This window comes from Mesorhizobium sp. B3-1-8 (assembly GCF_006439495.1).
In the GTDB taxonomy this organism is placed as follows: Bacteria; Pseudomonadota; Alphaproteobacteria; order Rhizobiales; family Rhizobiaceae; genus Mesorhizobium.
In genome coordinates this window covers 143805-163626 of sequence record NZ_VFTK01000013.1, presented here as the reverse complement: position 1 = coordinate 163626, position 19822 = coordinate 143805, and the positions used below count along the sequence as shown (strand labels likewise).

Sequence of the window (19822 nt, the reverse complement as noted above, 5' to 3'; positions counted from 1 at the left end):
GACAGGAAGAACGACGTCGTCATGATGTCGAACTTCCAGCCCTGCTTGCGGCAGATCGCCAGCGCGCGCGGGATGTTGGGCTGTTCCATGTAGCCGAAGGTCAGCGTCACCCGCATGAACAGCTCGTTGACCGTCTCCATCTTGACTCGCTCGCTGTCCGGCACCACCGGTTGCGGCGCCGTCACCACCGAGAGGATGACGTTTTTCTCGTGCAGCACCTTGTAGTGCTTCAGGCTGTGCATCAGCGCCGTCGGAGCGCTCAGCGGATCGCTGGTCAGAAATACGGCGGTGCCCGAGACCAGCTGCGGTTTTTTCTTCAGCAGATTTGCCGCCAGGAAGTCGAGCGGGATCTCGTTGCGGCGCGTCTTGTCGAAAAGGTAGCGGGTTCCGCGGATCCAGGTCCACATGATCAGGCCCATAAGGCAGGCGACGGTGATCGACACCCAGCCGCCTTCGACGATCTTGACGACATTGGCCGAGAAGAAGCCGAGATCGATGACGCCGAACAGCATTGCCAGCGCCAAAGCAGCAGCAACCTGCCATTTCCACAGCCAGCGCATCACCACGAACAAAAGGATCGTCGTCATCAGCATCTCGCCCGTCACCGAAATGCCGTAGGCCGAGGCCAGCGCGCTCGAGCTGCCGAAACCGACGACCAGGAGCATCACGCCGAGCGCGACCAGGAGATTGACCCTGGGCATATAGATCTGGCCGCTCTGCATCTCGGAGGTGTGCTGCACCTCGATGCGCGGCAGAAGGTTGAGCTGCACGGCCTGTCTTGTCAGCGAGAAGGCGCCGGAAATGACGGCCTGGCTGGCGATGACGGTGGCCGCCGTCGCCAGGCCGACCATCGGCATCAGCGCCCATTCGGGCAGCATCTGGAAGAACGGGTTGGTGGGCTTGCCGCCATGCGAAAGCACGAAGGCGCCTTGCCCGAAGTAATTCAGCAGCAGGCAAGGGAAAACGATTGCGAACCAGGCCATCACGATCGGCTTGCGGCCGAAATGACCAAGGTCGACATAAAGCGCCTCGGCGCCGGTAACCGCCAGGAACACCGCGCCGACGGTGACGAAGGCGCCTGTCGGCGTGGTGGCCAGATAGTAGATCGCGTAATACGGGTTGATCGCCAGGAAGACGGATGGGTCGTCGACGATGTGATAGAGGCCGGCCGCGCCGATCGCTACGAACCATGTCGCCGTCACGGGTCCGAACACCGCCGCCACTTTGCCCGTGCCGAAGCGCTGCACGGAGAAAAGCACGGCCAGGATGACCAGCGTGATCGGGACCACATAGGCATCGAGCGCCGGCGTGACCACTTCCAGGCCTTCGACCGCGGACAGCACGGAGATCGCCGGCGTGATGATCGAATCGCCGAAGAACAGCGCCGCGCCGCAAAGGCCGATCACCAGGATGAGCTTGGAACCTGGTGGGTAGGCGCTGCGCGCCAGCGACATCAGCGACAGCGTGCCGCCCTCGCCCTTGTTGTCGGCCCTGAGCACAAAGGCGACATATTTGATCGTGACGATGATGGTGAGCGCCCAGACGATCAGCGAAAGCACGCCGAGCACGTCATGGCGGGCAACCGAGCTCGACGAAGCATGCAGCGCCTCGCGGAAGGCGTAGATTGGACTCGTGCCGATATCGCCATAGACGACGCCGAGCGCGCCAAGCATGAGAACCTTGGTGCTGTGCTGCCGCTCGGTTTCGGCATGGCCCGAACGTTCGAGGGATTCCGTCTCGCTGGTGTTGGCTAGCACCGTGAACCCCACTTCACCGGATTCGCCATGCTCCGGGGTCGCCGCATCGCGCGGGACACACAAAGACTGCCGAAACTACGCAAGGCGCCCTACCATCCGCAGGCCTTCAAGAACCGTCCGATCGTGCCGGCCATGCCATACTCCAGCGCATCGGCTGTCAACCCATGTCCGATCGATACTTCGGCCAATGCCGGAATACGCTTGGCCAATGCCGGCAGGTTCTTCACGGTCAGATCGTGGCCGGCGTTGACGCCAAGCCCGGCCGCGAATGCGGCGTCAGCGGTTTTTCCCAATCTTTCCAGCTCCTTGGCCGCCTTTGCGGAATCGGAATGGAAGCCGCCATAGGGACCGGTATAGAGTTCGATGCGGTCGGCGCCGGTATCGCGAGCCGCGTTCACCCCATCCGGATCGGCGTCGGAAAACAGCGACACGCGGAACCCGCCCTTCTTCAGCCGCTTGACGATCGGTGTGAGGAACGCCGCCTGGGCGGCGAAGTTCCAGCCATGGTCCGAGGTTGCCTGCGCCGGGTCGTCGGGCACCAGCGTCACCTGCTCGGGCTGATGCTTCTCGACAAGCGCCAGGAAGTCCTCGGTCGGATAGCCCTCTATGTTGAATTCCGCGCCAGGAAATTCGTCGTCGATCAGCGCCCTGATCTCCGGCAGGTCGGAATGCCTGGTGTGCCGCTCATCGGGCCTCGGATGCACCGTCAGCCCATGCGCGCCGGCGGCAAGTGCGATGCGGCCAAGTCCGGTCACGCTCGGCCATGGCAGGTCGCGGCGGTTGCGCAGCATGGCGACGGCGTTGAGGTTGACCGAAAGCTTGGCGGGCATGAACTGGGTCCAGTGGATCGGCGGGCATCTATAACGCCTTTAAGGGGAACAGATAGAGGGTTTCGGGTGTTCCAGGGGATAGATGGAGGCTAACACAAGGATTTGCCATTGAATTTCCTCGAAGCCGTGCCGGCGATCCGCCGCATCGAAACCAACCGCGACGCGCTTTTCGCCATCGACGTCGTCGGCGATGTCTCGCCGGCCGATGCGGAAAATCTGTTCGGCCTGCTGGAGGCCGCCTACGCGCTGCATCCGAGGATCGACGTGCTGGTCAGGCTGACCGACGAGGAAAGCGTGGACTGGGCCAATATCTCGCAGGACACGCTTCGCCAGGGCGTTGCCGACGCAATGCAACATGTCGTGCGCTGCGCGGCCATCGGCGAGCCGAGCTGGGCTTCTCTCGTCACGGGCATTTTCCCCAAGGCGCTGCCCTTCGAATTCAGGCGCTTCGATGTCGACGATGAGGAAGCCGCCTGGCAATGGCTTGGCGCGCGGCCGACATGACATTTACAGGCGTCAGCGCACCACCGTCAGCCGCTCGGCGGCGCGGGTGATGGCGGTATAGAGCCAGCGCTGCCGGGTCTCCTTGAAGGCCCAGCTCTCGTCGAACAGCACGACGTCGTTCCACTGCGAGCCCTGCGCCTTATGCACGGTCAGCGCGTAACCGTAGTCGAAATCGTCGAAACGCTTCTTCTGCTGCCAGGGAATCTCGGCATCCGGGTCCTCGAACGCCGCCTTGAGCAGCTTGATCTTGGCGACGCCGCGATCGGGATCGTCCTCCTCCGGCGAAACCAGAAGGTTGATGCCGGGCTTCACCGTCTCGCGCGATGAGGTCATCACCTTCCACAGCGAACCATTGAGCAATCCCTTGGCCGGATCGTTGCGCAGGCAGACCAGCTTGTCGCCCGCCTGCGGGAAGTCGGCGTTGAATCCCTTCAGTTCGCGCAGCCTTTGATTGTAGCGCCGGCGCGTGCGGTTGGTGCCGACCAGCACCTGGTCGGCCTTGAGCACCAGCTCTTGGTTGACGCCTTCCCTGCCGATCACCTGCGCCGTGCCGTAGTCGCCATGCATGAATTCCCGGCCCTCGCGCACGTCGAGCGCCAGCCGGATGATGGGATTGTCGCGCGCCTGGCGGTGGATCTCGGTCAACAGCACGTCCGGTTCGTGTTCGGTGAAGAATCCGCCGCCCGAGATCGGCGGCAGCTGCGCCGGATCGCCCAGCACCAGGATCGGCGTGCCAAAACTCTGCAGGTCGCGGCCGAGCTGCTCGTCGACCATCGAGCATTCGTCGATGACGACGAGCTTGGCGCGCGAAATCGGGCTTTGCCGGTTGAGCGAAAAGGTCGGCGACATCGATGTCTTGCCGGTCACCTCGTCCTCGACCGATTCCTCGCCCTTCGGCCTATAGATCAGCGAATGGATGGTGCGGGCGTTGGTCGCGCCCTTGGAACGCAGCACCTGCGCCGCCTTACCCGTGAAGGCGGCGAACTGCACCTGCCCGTCGACATGCTCGGCGAAATAGCGCGCCAGCGTCGTCTTGCCGGTGCCGGCATAGCCGAACAGGCGAAAGACCTGCGGCCGGCCCTCCTTGAGCCAGCGCCCGACCGCTTTCAAAGCCTCGTCCTGTTGGGGAGAAAATTCCATCAGCGCGAGAGACCGGATTCGCAAGCGAAAGACAAGACAGCCGCTCCATCACTCGTATCGCCGGTGATGGCCTCATTTGCCACACCCCGCCACGCTAGCAGGCGCAAACGAGAACGTAAAGGGAACAAGCCTGTTTGAGTTTGGCTTACCTTACAGATCCCGGATCGTTCTCCAGCAGGATCGGCTTGCCGTGCGGCGTGGCGTGGGCGGCGCGTTCCCAAGCGGCGGCGAGTTCGTCCACCTCGCCCTTGCCGGCGATCCCCTTTCGCGACAAAAGCTTCTCCAAGGCCGCCAGCCAATGCTCGTAATAGTCATGCCCGTCGCTCGCGGCGCCCGGCTGCTTCACCTCGGCGGACAAGGCCTCCGCCCACTCGCTCCACGAGAACAGGCCTCTTCCGTGTAGCGCGACAGTCAGCGCGAAGGCTTCAGCCTGCCACGGCTCGGCGAAGACCGGCTCGTCGAAACCCGCAGGCAATGCGCCGTCATGCCGGCTCAAGATAGCTCTCCCAGGCGTCGATCGAGACGCTCAGCGTCGGATCGGCGCCCTCGCCCCAGATTTCGACCCCGTCGAACACCACCGTATAGACCCATTGCGGGTTCTCGCCCTTGCCATGCGCATTGCTGTCGGGGAAGACGAAGCCACCGCGAACGGCATCGATCGTCCCGCTTTTGCCGCGCGCATAACGTGGGAGGCGCGTATGGCCGGTCGGGTTGAAATTCTTCGTCCGCACTTGGTCGCCCGCCTGGAACCGAGCCGGCGTGGCGACCGGCCGGTCGCACGGCCCGCCCTTGGCGAGCACGGCCGGCACATCCGCCGCCTTCAGCACCCGTTTCGGCGTCGCGGCCGGATCGACCGCCTTGCCGGCGGCAATGTCGCGCTCGGTAACGAAGCCGTGGCGTTTCAGGAGCGTTTCCAGCGCCTTGATCCAGATCTGGTAGTAGCTCGATGAGTAATAGTCGGCGGGATGCAGCGATTCCCGCGCATGCCGGCTCTCGTCGATGTTCCAGGCGCCCATGCCGCCTGCGGTGAGCGTGACGCCGAGCGCCCGCCTTTCCCATGCGGCGTGGAAATAAGGCTCGTCCGTTTCGGGCGCGACCGGTCCGAACCCCATCTGCCCACCAAGATCCTGCGGCCCGTTCATGCGGGTTCCTTCGCGACCGCCGTGCCGATCATCGCATCGCGGCTTACCAGCCCGGCGAGCTGTTCCTCGCTCCAGCCTTCCGTGTCCTTGGGCCGCATCGGCACCACGAGGTAGCGAAGCTCGGCCGTCGAATCCCAGACACGGATCTTCTTCTGCGCCGGCAGCGTCAGTCCGAACTCCTCCAGCACGCCGCGCGGATCGATCACCGCCCGCGAGCGGTAAGGCGGCGCCTTGTACCAGACCGGCGGCAGGCCGAGTACCGACCACGGATAGCAGGAGCAGAGCGTGCAGACGACGAGGTTATGCGTCTCATCGGTGTTGAACACGGCCTGCATGTGCTCGCCCTGGCGGCCGGTATAGGAGAGCGATCCGATCGCCGCGGTCGCGTCGCGCTTCAGCCAATCGGCGTAAGCCGGATCGCTCCAGGCCTTTGCCACCACCCGCGCGCCGTTGCGCGGACCGATCTTGGTCTCATAGGTGTCGACGATGACGTCGATGGCCGCGGGATCGATCAGGCCCTTTTGCGTCAGGATCGTCTCCAGCGCGCGCACGCGCGCCGCGAACGGATCGAGCTCGTTGTCGTGGTCATGATCATGGGCCATGTCACGAGGTTACGATTGCCCACACCGCGCCGCAAGCATGACGGCTTGGGCCAGAGCCGCCGCCTACTCGGCGGCGGTCTTTTGCGGGATATCGTCGTTGGTGTCGAACAGCGAGGCTTGCTCGCCGCTTTCCACCACATGCAGCGCCGGACTGCTCTTCTTCGAGAAGAAGCCGAGCAGCCAGCCGGAGAAATTCTCGAAATAGACGTAGATCACCGGCGTGACGAACAGCGTCAGCGCCTGCGAGGCGAGCAGGCCGCCGACCACCGCGACGCCGAGCGGCTGGCGAAGCTCGGCGCTGGCGCCGGTGCCGAGCGCGATCGGGAACGTGCCCATCAACGCGGCAAGCGTCGTCATCATGATCGGCCGGAAACGCATCAGGCAGGCCTTGTGGATGGACTCCTTCGCCGACATGCCTTGACGCCTCAGCTCCAGCGCGACGTCGACCATCATGATGCCGTTCTTCTTGACGATGCCGATCAGCATCAGGATGCCGATCACCGCGATCACCGACAGGTCCATGCCGGCGAAGCGCAGCGCCACCACCGCGCCAAGCACCGCCGACGGCAGGCCGGTGAGGATGGTGAGCGGGTGGATGAAGCTCTCATAGAGCATGCCGAGCACGATATAGATCGTCAGGATCGCGCCGCCGATCAGGAAGCCCTGGTTGGCAAGCGAATCCTGGAAGGTCTTGGCCGTACCGGCAAAGCTCGTCGAGATCTCCTTCGGCATGCCGATCTGTTCTTTGAGCTGCTCGATGCGGGTCACTGTGTCGCCGAGCGACACGCCCTGCGGCAGATTGTAGGAAACCGTCACCGCCGGAAGCTGGCCGAGCTGGTTGACCGTCAGCGCGCCGGCCGTGCGATCGACATGCGCGAAAGCGCCGAGAGGCACCAGGCTGCCGCTCGCCGTCCGCATCTGGATGGCGAGCATCCGCTCGGGCGACCATTCGATCTTGGGATCGAGCTCGGTGATCACCTCATAGCTGTCGGCAGAACCGAAGATCGTCGAAACCTGATCGGTGCCGAAGCCGCCATAGAGGGCCGAACGCAGCGTGTCGGTATCGATGCCGAGCTGGGCGGCCTTGTCGCGATCTATCACCAGCGATGCCTGCAATGCGTTGTTCTGCAGGTCGCTGGTGACGTCGGTGAAGGTCGTGTGGTCCGCGGCCATCGCGTCGTCCAGCTTCTGCGCCCAGATGTCGGTCTGGCCGGTATCCAGGCCCTGCACCACGAGCTGATAGGCGCTGGCCGACGACCGTGAGCCCAGCCTGAGATTCTGCACCGGCTGCATATAGGCTTCGATGCCAGCCACATTCGAAAGTTGCCGCCTCAGGTCGGACTGGACCTTCTCGATGTCGGGGCGCTGGCTCTTGTCCTTCAGCTGCACATAGAGCCGGCCCTGGTTGAGCGCGCTTTGGCTGCCGCCCACCGACCACGCGACATGCGTCACATAGGGAGAATGGGAGAATACATCGGCGACCTTGCCCTGCAGCTTGACCATGGCGTCGAAGGAGATGTCCTGGCGCGCAAGCGTGGTCACCGAGATCTGGCTGATATCCTCCTGCGGAAAGAAGCCCTTCGGCGAAACCTGGATCAGCCACACCGACGCTGCCGCCGTTGCGACGAAGACGAGGAACACCAGGAAGGTGTTTCGCAGGCAGAAGCCCAGTATCCGGTCGTAGCCCCGCGTGATGAAGTCCGGCTTGTGGCCGGGGGCATGCTTTTCGCGATCGGCCTTGCTCACCGACAGCAGGCGCGAGCAGAGCATTGGCGTCAGCGTCAGCGACACGAACATCGAGGCCAGGATGGCGACGGTCACCACGACGGCGAATTCGTTGAAGATGCGGCCGATGACGCCGCCCATCAGCAGCACCGGAATGAACACCGCCACCAGCGAGATCGAGATCGAGATGATGGTGAAGCCGATTTCGCGCGCGCCCTTCAGCGAGGCGTCGAAGGCCGACAACCCATCTTCTTCCATGTGGCGGAAGATGTTTTCCAGCATGACGATGGCGTCGTCGACGACAAGACCGACGGCAAGCGTCAATCCCATCAGCGAGATGTTGTCGATCGAGAAGCCGAACAGGAACATCGCGCCAAGCGTGGCGATCAGCGAGATCGGCACCGCCACGGCCGGAATGATCGTCGCCGTCACCCGCCGCAGGAACACGAAGATCACCATCACCACCAGGGCGATGGTCAGAAGCAGCGTGAACTGGACGTCGTCGACGGCTTGCCGGATCGAGGTCGAGCGGTCGTTGAGCAGCTTGATGCTGGCCGCCCCCGGCATCTGGTCCTGGAAGGACGGCAGCATCGCCTTGACCTTGTCGACCACCTCGACGGTGTTGGCGTCGGGCTGGCGCTGGACCGCGAGGATGATGGCGCGCGTGCCGTCATACCAGCTTGCCGTCGTTGTGGTCTCGACCGAGTCGACGACGCGCGTCACCTCGCCCAGCCGCACCGGGTGACCATTCTTGGTGGCGATGATCAGGTTGGAGAAGCCGGCGGCGTTGTCGAGCTGTGTGTTGGCGGTGATGGTCAGCTGCTGCTTGTTGTTCTGCAGGACGCCGAGCGGCGTGTTGCTGTTGGCCGAAGCGATCGCAGCCTGCAGCTGATCGATCGAGATGCCGCGCGCGGCCAGCGCGGTTGGATCGATCTGGATGCGCACGGCATATTTCTGCTGGCCGTAAATCGAGACCTGGGCCACACCGTCGATGGTCGACAGAGACGGTGAAATGACGTTTTCGGCGAAGGCGTCGAGATCGGTCAGCGGAACCGTGTCGCTGACCAGCGACATCAGAAGGATCGGCGCGTCGGCCGGATTGACCTTGCGATAGCTCGGCGGCGCCGTCATTTCCGGCGGCAGCGATTTTTGCGTGCGCGCGATCGCCGCCTGGACATCCGCGGCCGCCGCGTCGATGTCGCGGTTGAGCACGAACTGGATGGCGATCGAGGTCTGGCCAAGCGAATTGGTGGTCGAAATCGAATCGATGCCGGCGATCGTCGCGAATTGCTTGATCAGCGGCGTCGCCACCGATGTCGCCATCGTCTCCGGCGAGGCGCCGGGCAGGCTGGCCGAAACGTTGACCACGGGAAATTCGGCGCTGGGCAGCGCCGCCACCGGCAGGAACTTGTAGGCAAAGATGCCCCCCAGAATGAGGGCGAACGACATCAAGAGGGTGGCGACAGGCTTGCGGATACAGAATTCGGAGATCATTGGCTCGCCCCGCCGGCCTTGTCGGCCTCCGCGACCTTGGGCGATGCCTGATCAGTGGATCCGGCCACGGCTTTGCCTTCGTGCACCGCCGCGCCGTTCTTCAATCGCGTCTGGCCTTCGACGACGACCTTCTCGCCGCTCTTGAGACCATCGCTGATGGCGCTTTTCTGGCCCTCGGTCAGCGCCACCTGCACCGGCCGCATCTCGACGGTGTTGTCCGGCTTGACCACATAGACGAACGGCCCCTTCTGGCTGGGCTGCACCGCGACCGTCGGAACCGAGGTCATCTGCGGCATCGTGCCGGCCTCGAGCACCACGTTCACATATTGCCCGGGCCACAGCGAAAGATCCGGATTGGGTATGCTCGCCCGCGTGGCGATGGTGCCGGAGGCAGTATCGACGCTGGAATCGACGAAATCGAGCGTGCCCTTGCCGATCGGCGTGGGATCGCCGTCCTTGGTCAGCGTCACGTCGCCTTGCTGCGGGTCGGCGAGCGCCTTGTGCAACAAGGCCAGGTTGCTCTCGGGCAGTGTGAAGTTCACCTGCAGCGGGTCCATCTGCGTGATGGTGACGAGCGGCGTCGAGCTGCTCGAGTTGCCGTTGCTGGTGGTGACGAGATCGCCCACCGAGACGTTGACGGCGCCGAGCCGGCCCGCGATCGGCGCCGTAATCGTCGCGTAGCTCAATTGCACGGTGTCGGCATCGATGGTCGCCTTGTCGGCGTCGATGGTGGCGGCCGCGGCCTTCTGCGCCGCCAGCGCCTGATCGTAGGTCTGCTGCGTGCCGGCCTGCTTGGCGACGAGGTCCTTGGCGCGCTGTAGGTCGGCCTGGGCGCTCACCAGCATTGCCTGGTCCTTGGTGAGCGTCGCCTGGTCCTTGGCGAGTTGCGCCTTCAGCGCGCGGTCGTCGAGCGAGATGAGAAGATCACCGGCCTTGACCATCTGCCCGTCCTTGACCGCGATCGACACGATCTGGCTGGAAACACGGGCATTGATGCTGACCACCGCCGGCGACGAGACGAAGCCGATGGCATAGCGGCGTATCGGGAAATCGGCGGTCGTCGCGGTCGCCGAAACGATCGAGGCCGAACGCCCGCTGCCGCCTTTCGCATTATCCGATGCGCTGGCTGTCTTGTCACTGCCGGCCGTCTTGTCCGCTGCGGCAGCGCCAGCCTGCTTGCCCGAAATGAGCTCCTGGACCTTGGCCAACGTCGTGGGCGAAAAATAGAGCCCGGCGCCCGCCAGACAGGCGACCGCTACAACTGCAAAGGCGATTTTTCCGCGCATCGACAAAATAAGCCCTCTACCCGACACGCCGATCCCGGTGGTCCATCTTAGCTCGATTCACGGCCCTTTGCCGCGATTTTCGCCGAATAGATAGGACAAGGCTCTGGCGGAAAAGGGCCAAAACGCGGGATTACGAAGATTTAATGTGCAGTGCACAAATGTTGGGCAGCCGGCAAATGAGCAGGATCAGGCGCCCTCATCCGATCGAAAGTAGGCCGAAAATCAGGCCAAACATGCCCCTTCCGGGAACGGGGCGAGCGTATTCAATACAGGTGAGACGGGAAGCCATGGATCGGCATCACCTGAGTATCAACACATCTTTACTAGCGCAGCATCGGCCACAGCGTCGCCGCCAGCAGCACGCCCATGGCAATGTTGAACCATTTCAGCCGCACCGGATCCGACAGGAAGCCGCGCAGCGCCGTGCCAAAGCCGGCCCACACCGAAACGCTGGGCAGGTTGACGATGGTGAAGGCGATCGAGATCAGCGCCACCGAGACGAACGGGTGATCGGAATTGGTGTAGACGGCCATGGCGGTGATGGCCATCACCCATGCCTTGGGGTTGACCCACTGGAATGCAGCGGCGTCGATGAAGCGCATCGGCCGCCCTTCCGCCCCTTTTCCGTCGCTTATCGAGCGCGACATGGCGATCTTCCAGGCGAGGTAGAGCAGATAGGCGGCGCCCGCGATCTTCAGCGCCGTATGCAGCGCCGGAAACGCCGTCAGCACCGCGCCGAGCCCGAAGCCGACGGCCAAAAGCAGGACCAGAAAGCCGATGCTGATGCCCAGCATGTGCGGAACCGTTCTGGCGATACCGAAATTGACGCCGGAAGCGAGCAGCATGAGGTTGTTCGGCCCCGGCGTGATCGACGTCACGAAGGCGTAGACCAGCAGGGCAAGGAATGCGTCGAGCGACATGTTATCCTCCCCGATATGTCAGCCTTACTGTCCTTTTAGCACATGCGCAAAAGCCAGAAACAGGCAACCGCCGGGCCAAAGCTGAAAACAGGATGGTCGTCCTGTTCACATCCCCTGCGGGCCGCGGTTCATCGCCGCGACGCCGGTGCGGCAGATCTCGACCAGGCCGAGCGGCTTCATGATGGCGATGAACTGGTCGAGCTTGGACCCCTTGCCGGTGATCTCGAAGATGAAATGCTCGGTGTTGGCGTCGATGACCGAGGCGCGGAAAGCATCCGCAAGGCGAAGCGCCTCGACCCGGGCGTCGCCGGTGCCGGCGACCTTGACCAACGCGAGTTCGCGCTCCAGCGGCCGTTCCTGCCCAAGCTCATGCGAGCGCACGGTCAGGTCGACCACCCTGTGCACCGGCACGATGCGTTCGAGCTGGTGCTTGATCTGCTCCATCACATGCGGCGTGCCGCGCGTCACGATGGTGATGCGCGACAGATGCTTCTCATGCTCGGTCTCGGAAACGGTAAGGCTCTCGATGTTGTAGCCGCGGCCGGAAAACAGGCCGATGACGCGGGCAAGCACGCCCGGCTCGTTGTCGACCAGCACGGAAAGCGTGTGCGTTTCCGGCTTCTCGGTTTCCTTGGCGATGAAATAGGCGGAGCCGGTCGGTTGAAGGTGCTGTGCGTTCATAAGGTGAATCTCGATTTCAGACTTTTGAGCTAATTCTCTGTTTGCGCACGGCTTTCTCGCGACAGCCCCGCCTTTGTGGCTGCCTACACCAGTTCCCTGCCCTTGGCGTCGATGGCGTTGGCCACCGCCTCGTCGGTCGCCTCGTCCGGCAGGAGCATCTCGTTATGCGCCTTGCCCGACGGGATCATCGGGAAGCAGTTGGCCAAGGTCGCCACGCGGCAGTCGAACAGCACCGGCTTCTTCACCGAGATCATCTCCTTGATCGCGTCGTCGAGCTCGTCCGGCTTGTCGCAGCGTATGCCGTGGCCGCCATAGGCCTCCGCCAGCTTGACGAAGTCCGGCATCGCCTCGGTATAGGAATGCGACAGCCGGTTGCCGTGCAGGAGCTGCTGCCACTGCCGCACCATGCCCATATACTGGTTGTTCAGGATGAAGATCTTGATCGGCGCATTGTACTGCACCGCCGTGCTCATCTCCTGCATCGTCATCTGCACCGAGGCGTCGCCGGCGATATCGACGACCAGCGCATCCGGATGCGCGATCTGCACGCCGAGCGCCGCCGGCAGGCCGTAGCCCATCGTGCCCAGGCCGCCGGAGGTCATCCAGCGATTCGGCTTGTCGAAATGATAGTGCTGCGCCGCCCACATCTGGTGCTGGCCGACTTCGGTGGTGATGTAGGTGTCCTTGTCCTTGGTCAGCTCGTAGAGCCGCTGGATCGCGTATTGCGGCATGATGACGTCGTTGTTCATCTTGTAGGCGAGCGAGTCCCGCGCGCGCCATTTCGCGATCTGCTCCCACCATGGATAGAGCGCCTTCTTGTCGGTCTTGGCGGTTGCGCGCCACAGCCGCACCAGGTCCTCCAGCACCCGGCCGACGTCGCCGATGATCGGCACGTCGGTGTGAACGTTCTTGTTGATCGAGGACGGATCGATGTCGATGTGGATCTTCTTCGAGCTCGGCGAGAACGCGTTGAGACGGCCGGTGATGCGGTCGTCGAAGCGCGCGCCGATGCAGATCATCACGTCGCAGTCATGCATGGCCATGTTGGCTTCATAGGTGCCGTGCATGCCGAGCATGCCGACCCAGTTCTTGCCCGACGCCGGATAGGCGCCGAGCCCCATCAGCGTCGAGGTGATCGGGAAACCGGTGAGGTCGACCAGCTCGCGCAGCAAGTGGCTCGCTTCCGGACCGGAATTGATGACGCCGCCGCCCGAATAGATGATGGGCTTCTTGGCGGCTGCCATCAACTCGACGGCGGCCTTCACCTTCTCCAGGTCGCCCTGGACCTTGGGTTGATAGCTGGTGCGCGGCGCCGTCTGCGGCGGCACATAAATGCCCTTGGCGAACTGCACGTCCTTGGGAATGTCGACCACGACCGGGCCGGGACGGCCGGTGGTCGCGACATGGAAAGCCTCATGGATGGTGGCGGCGAGTTGGTTGACATCCTTCACCAGCCAGTTGTGCTTGGTGCAGGGCCGCGTGATGCCGACGGTGTCGCATTCCTGGAACGCGTCGGAGCCGATCAGCGATGTCGGCACCTGGCCGGTGAGGCAGACCAGCGGAATGGAATCCATCAGCGCGTCCTGCAGCGGCGTCACCGCGTTGGTGGCGCCGGGACCGGACGTCACCAGCATGACGCCCGCCTTGCCGGTCGAACGGGCATAGCCTTCGGCGGCATGGCCGGCGCCCTGCTCGTGCCGGACCAGGATGTGCTCGACATCGTCTTGTTGAAAAATTTCATCATAAATTGGGAGAACGGCGCCGCCCGGATAGCCGAAGACATGCTTGACGCCGTTGTCCTTCAGCGCTTGCACCACCATTTCGGCGCCTGTCATTTCGCGCCGCTCGTTCTGTCCGTTGCTCATCGGTCTGGTCCCGTACTGTCCGCCATCTGGCGATTTGCTGGTCGTTTAGTCGTGTTTCAGGCAATAAAAAAGGCCCCCGAGGGAGCCTGTGTGATGCGCATGGGAGGTTTTCGCCCGGCGGTTACACCGCCTTGCCCACACGCCTGCCTACGAGAATGAGTGCCGTTTTCATGGGCGCGGACAATAAAGGCGAAAACGCGGGCTCGTCAATGGGGTCCAGCGCGAATTCACCCGCCTGTGAGAACGACACGCCCGCGCGCTCTCACGGTACAGCTACCATAGTACAGTTGAGCGTGCTTCTCCGACGCACCACTATGGACTGGCAGAGGACGTGCGAGGAGGACGCATGGCTGGCGAGCGGGAGCGTATCCGCGAAATCGAACAGGTGCTGTCCGGCGCGCGATCGGCCCGCGACGACATCGTCGTTCAATCCTGGATGCGCTGCATCGACACGCATCGGCTCGGTCCGGCGCGGCCGATCGAAATCTACATTGTCATAACGGATTGATTTCATTGTAATTCTTGATGAACGTCACGATTGGCACGCCGCTTGCTGCTCATGACGGACTCTAGCAAGTGGAGGAGAACAAATGCTCGAGAGAACACCCACCACCAAGGCGCAGGCGCTGCTCGACAAGTTCGGCAAGGCATTGGAAGCCAGCGACATCGACAGTGCCGTCAACTGCTTCCAGGCCGATTGCTACTGGCGCGACCTCGTCACCTTCACCTGGAACCTGAAGACGATGGAAGGCCGCGACCAGATCCGCGACATGCTGCAGGCGACGCTGGCCAGCACCAAGCCGACCGGTTGGGCGGTGGCCAAGGGCGAGGAAGCGAACGAGGACGGCGGCGTCATCACCGCCTGGATCACTTTCGAGACCAGCGTGGCGCGCGGCTTTGGCCTCGTGCGGTTCAAGGGCGACCTGATCTGGACCCTGCTCACGACGATGGCGGAGTTGAAAGACCATGAGGAGAAGGCGGGCTTCACCCGCCCCCTCGGCGCCAAGCATGGCCACGGCAAGGACCGCAAGACGTGGCGTGAAGAGCGCGACGACGAGCTCGCCGAGCTCGGCCACTCCCGACAGCCCTATGCCGTCATCATCGGCGGCGGCCAGGGCGGAATTGCTCTTGGAGCTAGGCTGAAACAACTCGGCGTGCCGGCCATCATCATCGAGAAGAACGAACGCCCAGGCGATTCCTGGCGCAGGCGCTACAAGTCGCTCTGCCTGCACGACCCGGTCTGGTACGATCACCTGCCCTATATCGACTTTCCGAAGAACTGGCCGGTCTTCGCGCCGAAGGACAAGATCGGCGACTGGCTGGAGATGTACACCAAGGTGATGGAGCTCAACTATTGGAGCTCCACGACGGCGAAATCCGCCAAATACGACGACAAGGCCAAGGAATGGACGATCGTCGTCGAGCGCGACGGCAAGGAGATCACGCTCAAGCCCAAGCAGCTTGTGCTGGCGACCGGCATGTCGGGCAAGGCCAACTGGCCGAAATACAAGGGCCAGGACATCTTCAAGGGCGAGCAGCAGCATTCATCGAACCATCCCGGCCCGGACAAATACCGCGGCAAGAAGGTGGTGGTCATCGGCTCCAACAATTCGGCGCACGACATCTGCGCGGCGCTGTGGGAAGGCGGCGCCGACGTGACCATGGTGCAGCGGTCCTCCACGCACATCGTGAAATCCGACACGCTGATGGATATCGGCCTTGGCGCACTCTACTCCGAGCAGGCGGTCGAGAACGGCATGACGACGCGCAAGGCGGACATGATCTTCGCCTCGCTCCCCTACCGCATCCTGCACGAGTTCCAGATCCCGCTCTACGAGCAGATGAAGGAGCGCGACGCGAAGTTCTACGCGGACCTGGAAAAGGCCGGCTTCATGCTCGACTGGGGCGACGACGGCTCGGGCCTGTTCATGAAATACCTGCGACGCGGCTCCGGCTATTACATCGATGTCGGCGCCTGCGACCTCGTCATCGACGGGTCGATCAAGCTGAAGAGCGGACCGGGCGCCGCGGTGCAGGAACTCACCGAAACCGGCGTGAAATTCGTCGACGGCACGGAATTGCCGGCCGACCTGGTGATCTATGCGACCGGCTACGGCTCGATGAACGGCTGGGCCGCGGACCTCATCTCACAGGACGTCGCCGACAAGGTCGGCAAGGTCTGGGGTTTGGGTTCCAGCACCACCAAGGACCCCGGCCCTTGGGAAGGCGAGCAGCGCAACATGTGGAAGCCGACGCAGCAGCAAGCGCTGTGGTTCCACGGCGGCAACCTGCACCAGTCTCGGCACTATTCGCAGTATCTGTCCCTGCAGCTCAAAGCCAGGCAGGTCGGCTTGCCGACGCCTGTCTATGGGCTGCAGGAGGTCTATCACAAGGGATAGACGACTTCCGAACCTTTCCCAGCAAAGGCGTCGCCTTGGCGGCGTCTTTGCTGAACCGTCGACAACACTTTGCCTTCGGCCGGCCGCGATGCGGCTGCGCGCTCGGCTGGCTTGGCTTCCCTGCATTCATCCGGCTGATATGCCACCAATGCGTGTTCGCCGTCGAAGCAGAAACACATGGCTTTCTCCCCCAGACTTTCGCCTCTAAGCCGCCTTCTCCGCCGCGAACTTTTTCACGACGCGCTCGAGCAGCGGCACGTAATCGCGAAAGGCGCGCGTCTTCATATTGGCGACCTTGCCCCCCTCGTCCCAGATGCGTACCCGCACCGCTTCGTCGTGGAAGGGGTTGCTGCGAAACTCGGCCACTTCCTCGGCATTCATCGGCCCGCCCTGCAGCGACAGCGTATGCACCGAGGCCGCCGACAGCTTGCCGAAATAGGTCGGATCGGTGGCGCACAGATAGCGCTTGGCCGAGACATGCAGCCTGACGCACTCGACGATGACCGGCGGAAAGAAGGGCGCCAGCACCTCGCCGCCCGCCTCGTCATGGTGCTTGTCCTCGACGTCGTCGGGCGAATAGGTGCCGAACTCGCTGGTATAGTGGCCGATATCGTGCAGCAGCGCCGCAGCTACCAGTTCCTCCGGTGCGCCGTCCTGCTCGGCCAGCCACGCGCCCTGCAGCATATGTTCCGACATGGTGACAGGCTCGCCGAGATAGGATTCGGCGCCGCGACGCTCGAAGATATCGGCGATGAATTCGACGATGTTGCCCGTGTTCAATTCATTCGGGTTCATTCCGCCGCCTCCTTGAAACCATGCTCGATCGCCGCCAGCGTCGACAACAGGCCGTCCTTGTCGGCGTAGCAGCCCTGCAGCCAGCGCTTGCCGCTGCCGGAAAACGCCTTGCGCGCGTGCATGACGCGGGTGTTGTCGACGATGAAGGATTCTCCCGCCTCGAGCTTGAAGGTCACCTCGAAGGAAGGATCCTCGATCAGTTCGGCGAAACGGCGATAGGCCGCGTAGTATTTCTCCATCTCGGCGAAGGGCACGTCGACCGCCGGCGCCAGCGAGCGGTTGTTGAAGCGGATGCAGATGAGCTCGCCATCGGGTCCGAGCTCGATCATCGGTCGCTTGGACTGGAGCCGCACGCCCGATGAACCGGCATATTCGAAGCGTGCCGGGTAGGCAGAGAGCAGCCGGAAGCCGTCGGGGTTTTCCGCCTGAAGTGCCGCCGCCACTGCAAACCCGTCGACGACGCTGGATTCGCCGCCTTCGACCGTGTTCTCGATGCAGGCCAGGATCTGCAGCGTCGGCACCGGGTCGCGGTAGGGATTGTCGGTATGCGCCTGCAGGCCGAGATTGGTGTAGGCGAGATTGTTCGGATTGACCTCGGCGCGCACCTCGAACCAGCGCCCGTAATTGGTTTCCCTGATATAGCCGAAGAGGTCGGCCACCTTGCACAGCGCGCCGGATTCCGTCGGCAGACCGTCCATGACGGCAAAGCCGTAGCTGCGAACCGCGGCCAGCCATTGCCGCAGCACATCGCTGTCGCGGCTGGCGTCGGCATAGGCCGCACGCGGCACGGAGTTCTGCATCGTGGCTTTCGTCCAGCGCTCTGTGTCGCCTCCCGTCCAGCCGGGCTCGCGAACCTCCTGGCGATCATAGGCATGGCTGCGCAGCCAGCCGGCGGGAAAGCCGACGGTCTTGCCTTCGGGAGCGAACGTGACTTCGAGCAACTCGCCCTCGATCGAGGCTGAGCCGATCCGCGTCCCGGCCGGAATGTCGAGAATGGTGATCAGCCGTTGGCCGTTGCCGGCGCTGCGCGTCTTGTCGTCCAGCGCATTGTCGCGCAGCCACATGGCGTGGAAGCGGCTCACCGCTCCGTCATCCCAGCCAAGCTCGATCGTTCGTCCGTCGTCGCCCAGCGTTACCGTCGTCAACATATCCTGAAAGCTCCCATCCTCTAACCGCCACCGCAGGCACGGATTGCATGGTGGCTTCATCGAAGGCATAATTCAAATTATCGTTTTGTGGGTATTGGCACTAAATTTGCGATGGCTGGAAAAGCGTTCGACACGATGCCTCCGCTCGACTGGCTGCGCAGTTTCGAGGCCGCCGCCCGCCTGTCGAATTTCACCGCTGCGGCCGTCGAGCTCGGGCTCACCCAGGCCGCGGTCAGCCAGCACATCCGTTTCCTGGAAGAGCGGCTGAAGACGCGATTGTTCGCGCGCCTGGCGCGCGGCGTGGCGCTGTCGCCGGAAGGCGCGGCCTATCTCCCCCACATCCAGTCGGCATTCGCGACCATCGGCAACAGCACGAAAGAGCTGTTCGAGCCGCGCGCCGTGCAGACCGTCAGCATACGTGTTCCCATTTCCTTCGCCCTGCTGGTGCTGGTACCGGCTCTTCCCGACCTGGCAAAGGCGCTGCCGCGCGTCAGGCTCGATCTTGTGACCATCCATCGGCCGACCGACTACGACCAGCCGGGCTCGGCGCTCGACATACGCTTCGGCAACGGGTCCTTTCCCGGTCGCGAGGCCGACCGGCTGACCGTCGAGCGGCTCGTTCCGGTCGCGGCTCCGCCGCTCGCCCTCGGTGGCGATTGGACATTGTTGCCGCTGCTCCTGGTGGCAGGAGCGCGCGAAATGTGGGCGGAATGGTTTGCCGCCGCGGGGCTTGCCGGCCATTCCCGGCGCTCGCATCGCTTCGACAGTTTCGTCGCCGCCTTGGAAGCGGCCAAGACCGGCGCCGGAGCGCTGCTCGGCTCCCGGCCTTTGGTCGACGCCGCGCTCAGGGACGGTACTCTCGTCAGGCTTTCGGATTTCGAGCTTTCGAGCCCATCGGGCCATTTCCTGACAAGACCGTCATCGTCACGGCTGTCCGGCGCCGAGCAGGATTTTCGCCGCTGGCTTCTGTCGCGCATCGCCAGGATTTCAGGATAGCGCGTCGGCCGCTCTCCCTATCCGTTTCCAGTAGATAAGGGTGCCGGTCAGCCCGCCATGCGGCTTGAGCGCGAAATCGGGGATCTCACCGCACAAGGTGAAACCAAGTTTCTCATAAAGCCCGGCCGCGCCCTCTTCGCTCGCCGTGTCCAGCACCAGCAGCGTACGACCTTTCTCGACGGCCAATTTCTCCGCTGCCTGCATCAGCCCGGTCGCGACGCCTTTGCCGCGATGGTCCCGGCCGGTCATCAGCTTCGCGATCTCGGCGCGGTGCGGTTGATTGGATGGGAAATCGAGCAACAGGGTGACGGTGCCGGCAAGCGCCTCGCCCCGCCATGCGCCGAGCACCGCCCGTTCGCCGCGCGCGGCCCCGGCAAGCGACTTGCGCCAGAAGTCCCGTGCCGCTTCCAGCGACAGCGGATGCATGAAGCTCACCGATCCGCCGGTGGCGACCGTCTCGATCAAGAGAGCGGACAGTTGGGCTACGGTCGCCGCGTCGTGGATCAACGCCCGGATTTCAAGGGAGTTCATTCTGGTG

19 protein-coding genes are annotated in these 19822 nt (G+C 63.5%); 4 read left to right on the top strand and 15 right to left on the bottom strand.

Features of this window, described 5'->3' with window-relative positions:
• Together FJ424_RS14735 and FJ424_RS14730 are read right to left on the bottom strand one after the other, a co-directional pair.
• A partial coding sequence (locus FJ424_RS14735; protein WP_246677243.1) for a potassium transporter Kup occupies nucleotides 1-1673 on the bottom strand: 1673 nt, incomplete at its 3' end.
• A gap of 173 nt (nucleotides 1674-1846) precedes the next feature.
• The gene (locus FJ424_RS14730; protein WP_140655186.1) at nucleotides 1847-2587 is read right to left on the bottom strand and encodes a pyridoxine 5'-phosphate synthase; all 741 of its coding nucleotides are present in this window, start codon (nucleotides 2585-2587) and stop codon (nucleotides 1847-1849) included.
• A gap of 108 nt (nucleotides 2588-2695) precedes the next feature.
• On the opposite strand from FJ424_RS14730, the gene FJ424_RS14725 reads away from it, so the two are divergent.
• Complete coding sequence (locus tag FJ424_RS14725) at nucleotides 2696-3091, top strand: STAS/SEC14 domain-containing protein (protein ID WP_140655184.1); 396 nt, start codon at nucleotides 2696-2698, stop codon at nucleotides 3089-3091.
• 12 nt (nucleotides 3092-3103) lie between these two features.
• Here the strand turns inward: FJ424_RS14725 and FJ424_RS14720 are convergent, their stop codons facing one another.
• The 9 genes from FJ424_RS14720 to FJ424_RS14680 form a co-directional block, all read right to left on the bottom strand.
• Nucleotides 3104-4231 (bottom strand): ATP-dependent RecD-like DNA helicase, encoded by a 1128-nt coding sequence (locus tag FJ424_RS14720; protein WP_140655181.1) that lies wholly within the window; start codon nucleotides 4229-4231, stop codon nucleotides 3104-3106.
• A 145-nt stretch (nucleotides 4232-4376) separates the two neighbouring features.
• Nucleotides 4377-4727 (bottom strand): nitrile hydratase accessory protein, encoded by a 351-nt coding sequence (locus FJ424_RS14715; RefSeq protein ID WP_140655178.1) that lies wholly within the window; start codon nucleotides 4725-4727, stop codon nucleotides 4377-4379.
• Nucleotides 4714-5373 (bottom strand): nitrile hydratase subunit beta, encoded by a 660-nt coding sequence (gene nthB / locus FJ424_RS14710; protein WP_140655175.1) that lies wholly within the window; start codon nucleotides 5371-5373, stop codon nucleotides 4714-4716. The genes FJ424_RS14715 and nthB overlap by 14 nt, the downstream gene beginning before the upstream one ends.
• Nucleotides 5370-5975, bottom strand: a complete 606-nt coding sequence (gene nthA / locus FJ424_RS14705; protein ID WP_140655172.1) for a nitrile hydratase subunit alpha — start codon at nucleotides 5973-5975, stop codon at nucleotides 5370-5372. The genes nthB and nthA overlap by 4 nt, the downstream gene beginning before the upstream one ends.
• Nucleotides 5976-6038: 63 nt before the next feature.
• The gene (locus tag FJ424_RS14700; RefSeq protein WP_140655169.1) at nucleotides 6039-9194 is read right to left on the bottom strand and encodes an efflux RND transporter permease subunit; all 3156 of its coding nucleotides are present in this window, start codon (nucleotides 9192-9194) and stop codon (nucleotides 6039-6041) included.
• Nucleotides 9191-10480 carry an efflux RND transporter periplasmic adaptor subunit gene (locus tag FJ424_RS14695; protein WP_140655167.1) on the bottom strand — a complete coding sequence of 430 codons (1290 nt, stop codon included), beginning with the start codon at nucleotides 10478-10480 and terminating at the stop codon, nucleotides 9191-9193. Before FJ424_RS14695 ends, FJ424_RS14700 begins: the two co-directional genes overlap by 4 nt.
• A gap of 323 nt (nucleotides 10481-10803) precedes the next feature.
• Nucleotides 10804-11400 carry a LysE family translocator gene (locus FJ424_RS14690; RefSeq protein WP_140655164.1) on the bottom strand — a complete coding sequence of 199 codons (597 nt, stop codon included), beginning with the start codon at nucleotides 11398-11400 and terminating at the stop codon, nucleotides 10804-10806.
• A 105-nt stretch (nucleotides 11401-11505) separates the two neighbouring features.
• Entirely contained in the window at nucleotides 11506-12081 is a 576-nt protein-coding gene (gene ilvN, locus FJ424_RS14685; RefSeq protein WP_027169049.1) for an acetolactate synthase small subunit, read from the bottom strand.
• Between the two features lie 83 nt (nucleotides 12082-12164).
• Nucleotides 12165-13946: an acetolactate synthase 3 large subunit gene (locus FJ424_RS14680; protein WP_140655161.1), complete on the bottom strand. Its 1782-nt coding sequence runs from the start codon at nucleotides 13944-13946 to the stop codon at nucleotides 12165-12167.
• A 346-nt stretch (nucleotides 13947-14292) separates the two neighbouring features.
• On the opposite strand from FJ424_RS14680, the gene FJ424_RS33610 reads away from it, so the two are divergent.
• Nucleotides 14293-14454 carry a hypothetical protein gene (locus FJ424_RS33610; RefSeq protein WP_181182081.1) on the top strand — a complete coding sequence of 54 codons (162 nt, stop codon included), beginning with the start codon at nucleotides 14293-14295 and terminating at the stop codon, nucleotides 14452-14454.
• A gap of 82 nt (nucleotides 14455-14536) precedes the next feature.
• Nucleotides 14537-16345 carry an NAD(P)/FAD-dependent oxidoreductase gene (locus tag FJ424_RS14675; RefSeq protein WP_140655159.1) on the top strand — a complete coding sequence of 603 codons (1809 nt, stop codon included), beginning with the start codon at nucleotides 14537-14539 and terminating at the stop codon, nucleotides 16343-16345.
• On the opposite strand, the gene FJ424_RS14670 is transcribed toward FJ424_RS14675, so the two are convergent.
• From FJ424_RS14670 to FJ424_RS14660, 3 genes are read right to left on the bottom strand one after another with little or no spacing between them, the layout of a single operon-like run.
• The gene (locus FJ424_RS14670; RefSeq protein WP_140655156.1) at nucleotides 16333-16524 is read right to left on the bottom strand and encodes a hypothetical protein; all 192 of its coding nucleotides are present in this window, start codon (nucleotides 16522-16524) and stop codon (nucleotides 16333-16335) included. The genes FJ424_RS14675 and FJ424_RS14670 overlap by 13 nt on opposite strands.
• A 25-nt stretch (nucleotides 16525-16549) precedes the next feature.
• On the bottom strand, nucleotides 16550-17140 hold the full coding sequence (locus FJ424_RS14665; protein ID WP_140655153.1) for an HD domain-containing protein: 591 nt from the start codon (nucleotides 17138-17140) through the stop codon (nucleotides 16550-16552).
• A complete protein-coding gene (locus FJ424_RS14660; protein ID WP_140655150.1) occupies nucleotides 17137-18288 on the bottom strand; it encodes a gamma-butyrobetaine dioxygenase in 1152 nt (383 codons plus the stop codon). The genes FJ424_RS14665 and FJ424_RS14660 overlap by 4 nt, the downstream gene beginning before the upstream one ends.
• Before the next feature lie 111 nt (nucleotides 18289-18399).
• On the opposite strand from FJ424_RS14660, the gene FJ424_RS14655 reads away from it, so the two are divergent.
• Entirely contained in the window at nucleotides 18400-19284 is an 885-nt protein-coding gene (locus FJ424_RS14655; RefSeq protein ID WP_246677240.1) for a LysR family transcriptional regulator, read from the top strand.
• Here FJ424_RS14655 and FJ424_RS14650 read toward each other — a convergent pair.
• Nucleotides 19276-19815 carry a GNAT family N-acetyltransferase gene (locus tag FJ424_RS14650; RefSeq protein WP_140655147.1) on the bottom strand — a complete coding sequence of 180 codons (540 nt, stop codon included), beginning with the start codon at nucleotides 19813-19815 and terminating at the stop codon, nucleotides 19276-19278. The genes FJ424_RS14655 and FJ424_RS14650 overlap by 9 nt on opposite strands.
• Nucleotides 19816-19822 lie beyond the last annotated feature (7 nt).